We start from the raw sequence: 14,293 nt of genomic DNA, 5'->3' as shown, positions 1-14,293 counted from the left end.
AAAATAGGGACAAATACATCCCGGGAGCATCACATGCGTAAAATACTGACAGGCTGTATCATTGCCACGGCCATCTCTTCAACTTATCCGGCGGCGGCTCAGATTTTCAGTTATTCCTATACCGACACCAATCAGCTGGCAATGACGCTTAAGCCTGCAACGCAGAGCTATCTCAATCCGGCTGGCGCCCTGACCCTAAACTTAATTTCCGGTCTAGACCGGTACGAACGTGTGACTGTAACCAGGGACAGTGATAAAAAGGTTATGTATTCGGGACTAACGGCCAAGATAAGTGTTGCAGACCGCATTGTTGCTGCCGACGGCACAGAGTATTACGGAAAGGACATGGGGTTACCTGCACTTGGTGAAGGGTCTTTCACGGTAATCAATGACACGCTAGATCTCCAGCAAGCCGTCGTAAGTTCCACAACGTATCGTTTCACCATCGATACTACAGCGCCGAAGTACACCAGCATATACCCAAGCCAGAACGCAGGCTATGACATGGTCCTGAGTGGACCACTTTGGGAGCTCGGTCGCGGAGGTTCTGGCCAGTTTTCCATCTTTGCTGACGGCGTTGATGATGCGTATGGCATAGACAAGATCCGGTTGGTCATCAAGCGCAGCAATGGAACAGTCGTTTCCGATAATACACTCAGCTACGACACGGCGGCAAAACGTGCCTTTTACCCCTGGATAAAGGAAGCGGTCACTCAACCTGGCATGCCCACCAGCGATCTCAATGAAGAATTCACCTTCAATTTTATCATCACTGATAAGGCCGGAAACACGCTGAATATTCCGCCGCAGCGCTTTTTATTTGATGACCAGATGGGGGAATATACGCCCTTTGCGGTCCATGACTCACGAGTCAGTACGAGTGTGGTTCCAGGGATCTCTTCAGGGTACGTACCGTTTGTGCGGGGGCTCTCTGTACTCGAAAACCCGTACCGGATGGTCATTCGTATTCCCCGAACTAACTGGCAGCCATACCGTAACGGCGGCATCACCATTCTTAACAATTATGGCGGCTCTAAGGTTATTTCAGAAGACACGACCTATGTGTACGTAGAAGTGAAGCTCCCACAGGGTACTCTGGATGGAAACTACTATCGCCCTGTGAACAGGTACCAATGGGCCGGTGGCGGTCTGACTCAGTACGCCTCCTGGCTGAACTGGGACCCGGCGGCGGTAAAAAGTCCTGCGTGGGGGAGTCCTGCGATTGAGCGACAGAAGTCTGACGGCACTTGGTTCAATAGCGTCGACTGGAAAAATTTTCTGGCTTCAGATATGCCGGTGAACCTAACCAAGATCCGTTTCACTGTGCAAGCACGCCCCTACGAACAAGCAATTACCGGCAGTGCCACCTGCAAGATCCCTGCCGGGTCAACGTCGTGTACTGTCGACCTGACACAGGCGATTACAAACGGTACCACCGGCTATATACATACTGCCTATGAAGTGCGTTCGACAACCGAGTCCACCTTCTTCATGCCGCTCTGGGAAAACATCGCCTGGCATACAAAGGGGCCCACAGTTACTGGCTACAACTACAATGATGCGACCAACATTCTTCAGGTATTCGTCAACGAGCCAGGAGACGGATGGTATTTCGATGCCGTTAAACTGAGCCGGGTGTGGTTGTCTGACAAATCCCGCAATAACGCGGATATCAACGTGACAGGAAAACAAACGGGGCGTAACACAGCAACCGGGAATTATACTTACGACTTCAACCTGAAACAGATCCCGGAGGGCAGCTATAACGTGCAGCTCAACGCCCAGGATTCTTTCAGCAACACGGGAAGCTTAGCCTACAAAACCGTGACGGTCGATAACTCGCCGCCGTCCATCAGTATCAACTACGAAAACAAACCTATCACCAGCAACGTGACAGTGTTCGGCTTGGAAAACGTCCGAATTCAGCTCGCAGATACGCTGACCAAACCCTCGTTAACTCGCATGACGCTTCGAGGTGGACCGGTATCTGATGCTGTTGAGTTGTCCTGGGTAAATCTCGGAAATGATCTCTATACACCGAATTACCCGAAGATCTTCCCGTCACTTAATGACGGTGAAACCTACACGTTGACCGTGTATGCCAAAGACGAGATGAACAACGTTAAAGAAAGCGCCGTCGAATTTAACTACCTGCCGAACAACCTGGTACGTCTGGAGAACCTTAAGACCATCTCCGTCAGTACCGCCCTGAAAACGTCCGACAACACGCCGCTGGCTGTACTGTATGCCAGCCAGCTGCGCAAGAAGGACGGTTCTATCGCAACAGGGAAACAGGACGCGATACTGACGGTACGTAAGGATGCGGCCTTCGGCGTTACGGTGAATGGGGTTTCCGCAGCACCAGGGGAGAGCAAAAACGTTCAGCTGGATCTGGGTCTGGGTGACAGCCGCAGCTTCCCGATTTTCCCATCGATTTCCGGCGTCAGCGGAACGTCAGAATTTATGCTGAATATCGAGGAACTGAAGTAAAAGCGAGGCAGGGTGACCCGGTACCGGGTCACCCTTTCAAGGTAATGGCACCGCGATGATGATTATCCCATCTTATCCAGATTCCGGTCACAGGTTTATGCACCGTTTTTGTGGATAACCTGATGTCCCATCACTAAAACCGCAAATGAAACTGGCCTGCCGCTCTCTGCGGATCTGCCCATACACCTACCCGTCAGCATGGATCAACACATCATTCACCCGGCATAGTGGATTTGGGCAACTCTCCTAACCGGGAAGCGTGTTGCTTTTCATCTTTAGCCACGAAAACCCATCCTTAAGAGGCGCCTAAACGGGAGGCTTTTTTATTTCACCATGACTCCAGCACCGAAATTCGCTGGACTACGCTACAGCCCGATACAGCAGGTTTATCAATGACTTAAGCGAGTTCAACATATGCCGGTGCTTTCCGAAACCTGACCTGACTTCCGACCGCCTGACTCCTATCCGGCCCTTGGAATCCAGGTCTTTCCAAGGAGTCATCATGGCTAAGATCAAACTCACTAAGTCCGCTGTCGATGCGGCGCAACCCCAGGCAGAGGCCGTCGAACTCCGGGACACGCTGGTCCCCGGCTTCCTGTGCAAGATTACCCCGGCGGGTCGCAAGGTGTTCATGCTCCAGTACCGGACGAACGCTGGCGAGCGCCGCAAGCCCTCGCTAGGACTGTACGGGGAGCTGACCGTCGAACAGGCGCGGTCGCTGGCGCAGGAATGGCTGGCCCAAGTCCGCCGAGGCGGAGATCCCGCCGCAGAGAAGGCGGAGGCGCGCCAGGCACCTACGGTCAAGGAGCTATGCACGAAGTTCATGGAGGACTACTCCAAGAAGCGCAACAAGCTCAGCACCCAAGCCGGCTATCAGGCTGTCATCAATCGCAACATTATTCCGCTGCTGGGACGCAAGAAAGTTCAGGACGTGAAGCGTCCTGAAATCGCCGGACTGATGGAAAAGCTTTCGTACAAGCAGACCGAGGCGAACAAGGTATTCAGCGTCTTGCGCAAGATGTTCAACATGGCCGAGGTATGGGGCTATCGGCCCGACGGTACCAACCCTTGCCGTCACGTCCCGATGTTCCCTGCCGGCAAATCGACTCACCTCATCAGCGACGAAGAAATGGGCAACCTGTTCCGACAGCTCGACAAGATCGAGTCGGAGGGGCTGGAGAACTACGTCATCCCTTTGGGAATCCGCCTGCAGTTCGAGTTCGCCGGCCGCCGCTCGGAAATCATCGCGCTGGAATGGAACTGGGTTGACTTGCAGAACCGGCGCGTCGTCTGGCCTGACAGCAAGACAGGCGGCATGTCTAAGCCCATGAGCGAGGAAGCCTATCGGCTACTCTCGACGGCACCCCGGCAGGAGGGTAGCCGCTATGTGCTGCCTTCTCCTAGCCACGCTGGCAAGCATCTAACCACGGGCGAGTATTACGGTGGCTGGAGCCGTGCGCTCAAGGCGGCTGGCGCTACGCACGTGGGCACGCACGGCATCCGCCACCGTTCGGCGACCGACATTGCCAATTCGGGCATCCCGGTCAAGGTCGGCATGGCGCTAACGGCGCACAAGACCGTCGTCATGTTCATGCGCTACGTCCACACCGAGGATAAGCCGGTGCGAGAGGCGGCCGAACTGGTGGCGAATCGGCGTAAGACGATCACCGGGATGCAGGGAGCCAAGGAGGTGGCCGCATGACCCGGCGCAAGGCATCCGTCTCAGCGCCAGCAGCGCCGCCCGCGCTGCTGGGCGACATCCGGGCACTGATCGAAGCGTCGCGCCAGCGCGTCGCCTCGGCGGTCAATGCCGAGCTGACATTGCTGTTCTGGCGCATTGGCCAGCGCATCCATACGGAAGTGCTTGCCGGGCAGCGGGCCGGGTACGGCGACGAAATCCTGCCGACCCTGGCGGCGCAGCTTGTCCGCGACTACGGACGTAGCTTCGCGGACAAGAACCTGCGCCGGATGGTGCAGTTCGCCGCCACCTTCTCGGACGAGCCAATTGTCGTGACGCTGTCACGACAATTGAGCTGGTCGCATTTCGTGGCGCTGCTGCCGCTAAAAGACCCGCTCCAGCGGGACTACTACGTGCAAATGGCCAGCGCCGAACGCTGGAGCGTGCGGACGCTACGCGAGCGCATCGACTCGATGCTATACGAGCGCACGGCGCTGTCCAAGAAGCCGGACGAGACGATCACGCAAGAGCTGGCGGCGATGCGCGATGCGCAGCGCATGTCGCCGGCGCTGGTCATGCGCGACCCGTACATCCTCGACTTCCTGGGCCTGCGCGATACCTGGCAGGAAGGCGACCTGGAAGCCGCGATCATCCGCGAAATGGAGTCTTTTTTGCTGGAGTTGGGCGCGGGCTTCTCTTTCCTAGCCCGGCAGAAACGCATCCAGATCGACGACGAGGATTTCCACCTGGACCTGCTGTTCTATAACCGCAAGCTGCGGCGGCTGGTGGCGGTGGAGTTGAAGATCGGCGAGTTCAAGGCAGCATACAAGGGGCAGATGGAGCTTTATTTGCGTTGGCTCGACAAGCACGAACGCGAACCGGAGGAAGCCTCGCCGCTGGGCATCATTCTTTGTACCGGCAAGAAGTCAGAGCAGATCGAGTTGCTGGAGCTGGACAAGTCGGGCATCCACGTAGCCGAATACCTGACGACCCTGCCGCCGCGTGCGGTGCTGGGGGAGCGGTTGCAGCAGGCGACCGAACGGGCGCGGTTGCAGATCGAGCAGCGGCAGCCTGGCGAGAAGTCCTGACAGCAGCATCTGTCCAACCGTACACCCAAACCACAGCACGAGCATGTGGCAACGGATCTCTTGCTCTATCGAGGCTCCATGCTAGTGTGGAATCGCCATAGGCCGATAAGGAACTGGCCTGCGGCTCAAGGATGCGCTGGGGCTAGTGGGCGCGAGCGCCCAATCACATGATTATCGCGGGCAGCAGCGCCATGTTCTATGCCGATCGCTGTTTTAATTAAATATCTCAAACTATAAAGTCAGTTAATTTTTTCAAAATATTCACGAATCAAGTCATCATTTTTTAAATACGAATCGAGAACCTGAAACAGAAAAAGATCCCCGCTAATATTTATATCAAACGGGATCATTGAGTTATCTATTTTGAATGTCTTTATTTTTCTATGCCCCTTGATGTTGGCATTGCTCAATCTTTCTTGATAGCTATCCAACGTATATACGATAAATTCGTGATCCAAGTGAGTTATAAAAAAATCATCGCCTTTTGAACTGTATTCAAGATGGATGACTTGCGTTACGACGTCGTCGCCTGCCACCTCAAAGTCCTCCATCAATTCTTCAAAAGTCAAACTTAGCTTCTCTGCGTCATGGTGAATCCATAGATTGTTCTCATATTTATCGGTGGAGTAGAACTTTGACAATCTAGGAAGGGAAGATATTTTCAATCGCAACGGAGCGCCAAACTCCATCTCCTCCATTGCAGGGACATAATCGGAGACGTAATCAATCCTGAATGCTATTTCGGACAGCATTCCTTTTTCAATGAGTTCCTCGATAGAGGTAAGCAGCTTCCTCGGAACTTTTATCCAGAAGTGTCGCCCTATGCGTTCATCGCGTATTGTCTGACTATCCTTGTCGTTGAATATCTGAATATTCTCGTTCAGGCTGACAAGACTATATTTAGAGAACTGAGCATCTTCCTTTCTTATGTCAATTCCAATTTTCTCGTACTCACGTTCAACTACCTTGGAATATTTTAGCTCCAGCATCTCAGCCCTCCCCATGATTGATTGGTGCTTGGAATAAAAAATGCAGCCAATGCGATAATTTGCGTAATTTTCTTTTATGTACGAAACACCATCTTCGTCATGGATATGCTTGTAGGAATTGTTGAGAATTTCTAGCGATCCCGGATACTCGTTGAGATAATTATTTAAGTAGTCCATTAAATGCTGGATTGTCTTTATAGCCAATCGCTTGTCCACTAGATCAAGCTGTGGCCCATAAAACTTGGCTGCGTTTGGATGGTCGCGTTTGGCTTCAAATTCTTTCAGAATGGCCGCCTTTTCATTCATGCAGCCCTCCGTATAAGCACGCATTACGTCTGCCTGAAAGCTCTCATTTGCCAGAGAGGTTTGGATGAGGGGAAGCAATTTCTTGACAAAGATCGGGTCTTTATTAAGAAAGACGTAGCAAAATTTCCCAAAGCTGAATAACGCGATTTTTTCCGAAGAAAATTCATTGATTTCTTCAAAGATATTTTTCATATTTTTTACTCAACTCGCCGTAGTCCAAATAGTAAGCGACGGAACCTTGAGCGTCTCCACTTTGTGGATCGCGCTGCTCCACGTTCGCTATTCGCTCATCCCTGACGGGACTGGCATTCGCCAGCCCTCCACGGCCCGACACTGTGATCCGGGCCTGCGCGCTCCGCTTGCATGTTGAGCTGGCGACAGCAGGGCATGCAGAGCGAGCCGCGCGCAGATGATTCAGCCAAACGCTAAACAAAGCTGTAGGGCATCCCATAGAGAGCGCGGTTGCGCTACTCGTGATTTCTATGGAATTTGATCGTATCCAAAACTGCATGAGGCAAGCTTGCGAGTTACTTGATACTCTTCGCCAGAATACTGGCGAACTCGACCTCGTTCCGAAACAAGGTGCAGGTTCTTCCTTGCCCGCGAACCAATGACATACAGCAATTTCATCGCGCTTTCTTGACCGTTCGGATCATTGAAATGCGGCACCATATCTTCTAATAATGCATAAGCGATCACTGCATCGAACTCGGCTCCCTTGACGCCGTGTATCGTCGAGATGGTGATTCCAGTCCTATGCTGAAATACCTTCCTGAATGTCTCAATATCGCCTATAAATTCGCTACCTTCACTCTTCAATCGATTTACCCGGGCTTGCGAACTATCGAAGAAGGCAACGTGATGCTCTTGAAGCAGCGTGAAAAGGCGAAAGTCGATTGCTAAGTTTGCAAACAGACGCTCGAAAAATGCGCTCAAGTAGGTAAGACCATCTGTTTCATCGATCTTAATTGCATTGCACTCCCTCAACAAGGACCTCCGCGTGAGCTTCGACACGCTAGCCCCGGCCGCCTCTAGGTCATTCAGAATCTCCCCGGCCCACCGCAGTCTGCGCACATACATTCCCGGCGATGCCTGAGTAAGTGCAATCTTAGAAAGCCTGTACCAGAAATTCTCTGTGTCCCGTGCAAAGGGAACCATACCGGGGCCATCGAATGAGTACTCCGGCATGCTGGCGACCAAACGACGTGTCATGCTTGCAAGATGCGTCCACTGTGGCGCGAGAATGCACACCTCGTGAGGTGAGATGCCCATAGTCTCAATGTTGAAACGGATGAGCCGGATGAGCTCAGCGTCCAGATCATTTTTGCTCACTGTGTCGTCGAATGAAATAAGGCTTGGGTACGCCTTGTCCTCGGATGCGGCTTCGATGCGTGTGTTGTGAACGTTGTAGTTTCCGAAGTACTCAATGATGCGCTCAGAAGAACGGTAGTTCCGCGACAGTTCGAGTTCGTCCAAATCGATATTGGCCATCGCCTTGAAATCCTCGAAGGCAATCGGATATCCGCCAAGCGATTGATAAATCGCCTGGTTAGGATCTCCGACAATAAAGGCCTTGGTCGCACCTTGACCAGCTTTCAGAATGGCGGTGATGATCGAATACTGAATTCGTTTGGTGTCCTGATACTCGTCGATCAGCACGAAAGAGAACAACTGTGCCAGAAGAGTGCTGATCGCAGGATGACGTGCGATCAGTTGGTACGCATAGTAAAGAATGAGCTCAAAGTCTAGCTGCCGACTTTCGTGCAGAATCTCAAAATACTTGCCCAATATGACGTGAAGACCCGAATGCTTCCAATCTTGTGGGCAGGAGAGCACATATCCAGTTTCGGTGTAATAAAACTCACAATCCCAGAATGTTATTTTTGGCTTCTGGTAAGGCTTGCACAATGCCTCCAGGATTTTCTCGCGCTCATGCTGATCGATCACACGGAAGCCTCGATCCAACGCTTCGTGATAGATGCCGTACGGTTTCAATATCCATTCAAGACAGAACGAATGTATCGTTCCTATCCATAATCGGGATGTATCCACCCCAAGGCTCTCAATGCGCTCGTGGATTTCGTCGGCGGCACGGTGCGTATAAGTGATGGCAACGACAAACTGCTTGTTCGATTTCAGCCTGGACAACTCATAGGCGATTTTGTAGGTGAGCGTGCGCGTTTTCCCGCTGCCCGGGCAAGCGATGAGAAAGACGCTCCCTGGCTTCAGAATGGCTGCTTCCTGCTCGGGATTCAGATCATCTTTGTTCCACATGAACATGATCAGAACACCGCGAGTACATCGTTGATGCGATCATCTGGGAACGTGGCAAGCATCTCGTTTCGGATGCCGACGAAGTCGATGTCTCCATTTCGGAAGGCCAGCAGCTTGGCCCTAAAGTCGTCGAATACGGCAGACGCAGTGAAGATATCTTCTGCATCGATGTAGTTCACGCGGTAGCTCAGCACGTTAAACCAGACTTCCTTAGTGACCACCGGATGCGCAAAAGCGATGGCGTCCAAGATGTACTTCGGAATGGCGGTCTGCGGATCGATCTTCTTTCCCAGCAAGATGGCAAACCATCCCTTGCCGTAGTTGTCCGCCATGGTCAATGCGCGCTGACCGAACAACGCGATGTCCGCTGATTCGAGCTCCGCCTTGGCCGTCGCGATGGTTGGTGCATCCTTGTAGACATCAGGAAGGATGCCGACCACCTTACGCGCATTGCCGGCGGCAATGAAGTCGACCTCGAAGGTATGGGGGGCAAAGAATGGAGAAACCCACCCGTTATCTTTGAAGGTGTCTTCCAATAACGCTTTCCTGGCGACCCCTTTTTCCTGGGATGCCTGATACTTGCCCTTGCGCCGGAGCAGCCCTTCGGAGTCTCCCGCCGCCGGCGTTGTGTCAATGATGGACTTGTCAAGGTCGGTGACGATGCTGCACCGCTTCCGGATTCGGGCATCATCGAAAAGAACCGCGACGTTCTGAAATCCAGTGCTGCGGATATTAATTAAACTGATGCCGAGTTCATCAAGGCTGACGCCTAGCACGTTCTTGATCAGGATCGGAACGAGAATTTCTTCTGCATCGCCCTCCACTAAGAGGACGCTCTTGGCAAACAACAAGTTGCTACGGACAGCATCCAGGTAGCGTTGAATGTTGCCGATCTCTTCTGGGTTTAGGCCAATTGCAGGCTGGTATGCCTCGCAACGATCACCTTCTCTGCCGAGGATGTTCACGTTCTGAACATTGCTGACCTCAGAGATGTGCGTCGAATGGGTCGAATAAATGATCTGTGTGTCGTCGTATTTGAGCTTGTCGAACAGTGTTTTCTGGATATGTGTGTGAATGTGAGCTTCCGGCTCTTCGATAAGCAGAAAGTTGGCGATCGACTGTTTAGCCTTTTGATACTTGAATTCAAGCAGTTTCAACGTGAGGAATATCAGGTTTGCTCCACCAAGGCTCAGCTCGTGGATCGGTCCTTCGTGGCTCTCCCCCGATTCGCCAACGAACAGCTTGAGCGACTGGAACAACTTGTCAGCTTCGTCTGGCAGATCCGACTTGATAGAAAGAGAAGACGGCGAATACGCCTCACCCGCCGCATCCTTGATGGTGTCTCTGATATCCGTCCGGACGACCTGCACGTCTGGCAACGCTTCGATGGAGTCATTCAATGCCTTTACCCCGTCGGTGATAGCCTGGAACGCCACGGGGTCGATATCGCCGCTCTTGCCCTTCAGAAGCGAAAAGAGCGGATTTGTCCGGTTGTTGTGAAATTCGGAGACGACGTCCCGTAGCGCCTGGACGAAAGTGAACGAAATTTCTTTGGAGACGGACAGCACGTTCGGAATCTTCGCGCCGATAACACGAAATTCAACCTCTTCATTGAATCGAACATTCGCGAAGTCGCCGACCACATCCTTATAGAAGGCCTCGTCGTTGAAGTCGGCTTCACTCCGACCTGTGAAAATCGTTTCATAGTCGTCGATGGTGACCGGGTTCAGGATAGCGTCGAGGCCTGCCTGATCACCATCGTTCAATTGAGAAAGTCGCAGCCTGATTTCCTTCTTCGGACGAAAGATCAGGTTGTAAGTGGCCTTGCCGTTCGCCTCTTCCTCAATTACGCCCGTCCCATGTCGGAAGAGCGCCTGCACTGATTCATCCGCAGAGATTTCCTCAAACTCAAGACTGATGATGATCCAATGTCCCTGCCAGCGCCCTAGGCCGCGATGAAAGTCGGTATGCTCCAGCCGGTAGGCAGAGCGAATCATGTTGTCATCAAGCAGCAATCTGATTGCGCGAAAGAGATTGGTTTTGCCAGATCCATTTTCGCCGATGACAGTGTTGATACCCTTCTGGAACAGCAGCTTCGTGTTGGGAAAGTTCCGGTAGTTGACCAGGCTGAGCTTGGATATATGCATTTGATTCAATCTTGTTGTTGAAATCCACATGCCGATCGGCCGATGGATTGGTTGAACACTGCAGCCATTGATCCCAACTACGGAATGGCCAACTGTCAGTTGGTTTTAGAACGGCACCGTGTCTAAGGTAGGAATCGGTTGGAGCGCATTTTTAATCTCGGTTAGCCTTGCAAGTAGTTCATCGAAAGTCACGATCACGATCTCTGCGAACGCATTTCGAACGAGCTCGAATGACTTTCTTTGCTGATGCTCTTGTGGCGTCATGCCAGCGACAACTATGCAGCGAACCGCATAGCTGTGGAGGTCGTATCGGTTCATGTTATTTTTTATGACGGGTAGTTCACTCTGCAATTTGAAACGCTGATCTAGAATTTGAGCAATCGCTCCACCCAATTCTGTCGATGGGCCAAAAACATCATCTCCACGATAGGGAGATTTTCCTAGCAGTTCGGTTTGCGGCTTTTTTATCTCAATGAGGCCAAGATTGCCCGTGGAAGCGGATGCGTATAGAAAATCTGAAAATTTTCCGCCGGACCCGTTAAGTCGCTTGCCACCTGCATAAGCTTGCCCCTGAACCAGCATGGCTGGAACGGCAAATGCAAGACTAAGTATGAAAGGATTTTCCAGAAAGAAGCTTTGCCACTTGCTTTCCGTCAGTCCTTTTCCAAGCATTTCCTGGTATCGCTCAATCAGTTGATTCAGTGTGATGAGCTCAATATCATTCTTTAATGCCAGCAGCGAGCGCGGCTCAGATTCCGCCAGTGCTTCTATATTGTCTTGAACCATGCGAACAGCGGCGCGCCGATCACGCTTGGAAAGCGTCACATGCTGCCGCCCACCATCGGTCATTTCCGTTAGTGCATCAGGTCTTACGCTCTTCTTTAGAGCGGGAAATTGTGCTGAATCGGCAGCATGTAATAAGGTCTGGTAGACATGAAATTGCTTGTCCTTGCGCGCGTCTCTCTGGTGGCGAGAGGCTATGCGATTTAATTCTTTTCTTAATTCATGAAATCTTCTTATTCCGAGAATAAAGAATGGCGAATCAATTTTCGCGTCATTTCCTTTGTGGACAATGAGTATGCTTACGTTTTCTAAGCTGGCGGCTGTTTCGCAAATTTGCCGATATTCCCACAGAAGCCCCAAACCGAATCGAAAATCTTTGGCAAACCCATCCGGCAACTGCTCAAGAAGCCCAACGACATCGTCAGTAGTCTCTGGCAGTATGTAGGGCTCGATAACAGGCCGAGCGACGACGATGCGTTCAAGGGTGCCGTATTTAGGTTGCAGGTAATCGTCGCGATCTTCTCGAATATTAAGAGGCCAAATGGTCAATCTGTCTGGACACACATTGAGCAGTCTCGCTATTGGCGAATCCGGCTTGCGCTCCGCTGCGGGAATATCAGTGAAGAAAACGTTAATGCCTTCCTCTTCCGGTTCGGCTGCTTCAATGACAAGGAAGGGGCCGCCGTCCAAACGCTCACGTTGATTGAATGCTGAAGGTCTGATAGATGCCATGAACTATTCTTGATCCCTACTGTTCAGAGAAACGATTTGCGGGCCTTGCCTCAGCGCAACCTTATGGTGCCTTCCGATCAGAATCGGACGACACACGATTGATGTCAAAGGGGAGTGCCTTATCTGCCGCGATTCGGGTCAGCAGCATCCGAATCGCATCCGAAATTGATAACCCCATTTCAGCCAGAACAACAGTTGCGGCTTCTTTAATCTGCCCGTCAATCCGGGCACGAACGACGTCGTTACTTGCCATTGTTGCGCTCACAATAGATGTAGCTACATTGTGGCTCATAAGTACTATTGCGTCACTTACATTTTGTTGTGAACAGTAGAGCATCCCGGCGTGCCGCCGTCGGGCTCGCGGGCGTTGCCCCGCGCCTCGTGCCGAGTCGCGGCCATGCGGCTTTGATCCCTGATGCCTCCGGCCGTCTCTTCGCTCCTGGCCTGCGCGCGGCGCTTGCCCTCCAGGGGATCGGCTGGACAGCCCATCCCCGCCGCGCCTTGCTTGGCGCCCCTCGCATGCACCGAACAGGTTGCACCTGATCGACCAACAGCCATCCAGCTAGGCGTGCCGCTGGCACGCAGGGGCGCTCGCCGCGCGGCGTTGGTTTCAGCGCACCCCCTGGCCCATTGGCCGCTGTTCGTCTTTCCCCAAGTTCATCGCTTTTTCCCGCGACCGTAGCCCGCGGTGCCTGGCCGTCAAGGCGCGCAGGGCCGAGTCCTCGCTGCGCTGCGGGCCGCACCAACCCTGCGCTTCTCCCTTGACGGCCAGTCCCTCGCTGGCCCGGTTTTTCGCGGGCGATGAACTCAGGAAAGACGGCGGCAAACAGGACCGGCCCAGGTCTCTGCGCCGAACCAACCGAAGCCACAACGGGCTCCGAATCTTGGAATCCGGTCAGCTTTGAAACCACAGCAACTCATTGGAGAAAACCATGCAACTCGCATCTCGATTCGCTTCCCATTCCCCGACGCTGCGCAGTGACTACCCGCTGTCCGACGACCAAATCCGCCGCGTAGCCCCGTCCATCTTCGCGGAGGCCCCGCACGATAGCCGCTCCGAACGGTACGCCTACATTCCCACCGCCGCCGTGCTGGCGGAACTGCGCAAGGAAGGGTTTGAACCCTTCATGGCAGCGCAAACCCGCGTGCGGCACGACGACCGCCGCGACTACACCAAACACATGATTCGCCTGCGCCATGCCAGTCAGATCAACGGCGCGGAAGCCAATGAAATCGTGCTGCTGAACTCGCACGACGGCACCAGCAGCTATCAGATGCTGGCCGGAATGTTCCGGTTCGTTTGCAGCAATGGCCTTGTGTGCGGCGATACCGTGGCCGATGTGCGCGTGCCGCACAAGGGCGACGTGGCCGGTTCTGTCATCGAAGGCGCTTTCGAGGTGTTGAGCGGCTTCGAACGCGTGAAGGAATCCCGCGACCTGATGCGCGCTATCACGCTGGACGAAGGCGAAGCCGAAGTGTTCGCCCGTTCCGCGCTGGCCCTCAAGTACGACCCCACCGATAACAAGCCCGCGCCCATCACGGAAAGCCAAATCCTGATGCCGCGCCGGTTCGACGACCGCCGCCCGGACTTGTGGAGCGTGTTCAACCGCACCCAAGAAAACCTGACCAAAGGCGGATTGCATGGCCGCAGCGCCAACGGACGCCGCCAGCAGACCCGCCCCGTGCAGGGCATTGATTCCGATGTGCGCCTCAATCGCGCCCTCTGGATGTTGGCCGATGGCCTGCGCCAGTTGAAGGCCTGATTCCCCACGCGGCAGGGGCAGGCAGCAGCCCTTGCCGCTTTCT

9 protein-coding genes are annotated in these 14,293 nt (G+C 53.3%); 4 read left to right on the top strand and 5 right to left on the bottom strand.

What is annotated here, in order from left to right; translation table 11 throughout:
- Positions 1 to 33 precede the first annotated feature (33 nt).
- The 3 genes from OH663_RS15360 (at position 34) to OH663_RS15350 (ending at position 5,256) form a co-directional block, all read left to right on the top strand.
- The gene (locus OH663_RS15360; RefSeq protein WP_040115178.1) at positions 34 to 2,490 is read left to right on the top strand and encodes an Ig-like domain-containing protein; all 2,457 of its coding nucleotides are present in this window, start codon (positions 34 to 36) and stop codon (positions 2,488 to 2,490) included.
- Positions 2,491 to 2,992: 502 nt separating this feature from the next.
- Positions 2,993 to 4,192, top strand: coding sequence for a tyrosine-type recombinase/integrase (locus OH663_RS15355; RefSeq protein ID WP_004883034.1), 1,200 nt, complete (start codon positions 2,993 to 2,995; stop codon positions 4,190 to 4,192).
- Entirely contained in the window at positions 4,189 to 5,256 is a 1,068-nt protein-coding gene (locus OH663_RS15350; RefSeq protein WP_004883035.1) for a PDDEXK nuclease domain-containing protein, read from the top strand. The genes OH663_RS15355 and OH663_RS15350 overlap by 4 nt, the downstream gene beginning before the upstream one ends.
- 239 nt (positions 5,257 to 5,495) lie before the next feature.
- On the opposite strand, the gene OH663_RS15345 is transcribed toward OH663_RS15350, so the two are convergent.
- The 5 genes from OH663_RS15345 to OH663_RS15325 all read right to left on the bottom strand — a co-directional run bounded on the left by OH663_RS15345 (position 5,496) and on the right by OH663_RS15325 (position 12,740).
- Positions 5,496 to 6,743, bottom strand: a complete 1,248-nt coding sequence (locus OH663_RS15345; RefSeq protein ID WP_004883036.1) for a hypothetical protein — start codon at positions 6,741 to 6,743, stop codon at positions 5,496 to 5,498.
- A gap of 288 nt (positions 6,744 to 7,031) precedes the next feature.
- Positions 7,032 to 8,831, bottom strand: a complete 1,800-nt coding sequence (locus tag OH663_RS15340) for a UvrD-helicase domain-containing protein (protein ID WP_004883039.1) — start codon at positions 8,829 to 8,831, stop codon at positions 7,032 to 7,034.
- A 2-nt stretch (positions 8,832 to 8,833) separates the two neighbouring features.
- On the bottom strand, positions 8,834 to 10,972 hold the full coding sequence (locus tag OH663_RS15335; RefSeq protein WP_004883041.1) for an AAA family ATPase: 2,139 nt from the start codon (positions 10,970 to 10,972) through the stop codon (positions 8,834 to 8,836).
- A gap of 105 nt (positions 10,973 to 11,077) precedes the next feature.
- Positions 11,078 to 12,487: a Shedu immune nuclease family protein gene (locus OH663_RS15330; protein WP_004883043.1), complete on the bottom strand. Its 1,410-nt coding sequence runs from the start codon at positions 12,485 to 12,487 to the stop codon at positions 11,078 to 11,080.
- A gap of 61 nt (positions 12,488 to 12,548) precedes the next feature.
- Positions 12,549 to 12,740: a type II toxin-antitoxin system RelB/DinJ family antitoxin gene (locus OH663_RS15325; protein WP_004883046.1), complete on the bottom strand. Its 192-nt coding sequence runs from the start codon at positions 12,738 to 12,740 to the stop codon at positions 12,549 to 12,551.
- Positions 12,741 to 13,419: 679 nt separating this feature from the next.
- On the opposite strand from OH663_RS15325, the gene OH663_RS15320 reads away from it, so the two are divergent.
- On the top strand, positions 13,420 to 14,250 hold the full coding sequence (locus tag OH663_RS15320) for a DUF932 domain-containing protein (RefSeq protein WP_004883049.1): 831 nt from the start codon (positions 13,420 to 13,422) through the stop codon (positions 14,248 to 14,250).
- Positions 14,251 to 14,293 lie beyond the last annotated feature (43 nt).

The organism is Citrobacter sp. Marseille-Q5395 (assembly GCF_947057495.1).
Classification (GTDB): domain Bacteria; phylum Pseudomonadota; class Gammaproteobacteria; order Enterobacterales; family Enterobacteriaceae; genus Citrobacter; species Citrobacter murliniae.
This window is presented reverse-complemented; position numbering and strand designations above follow the sequence as displayed.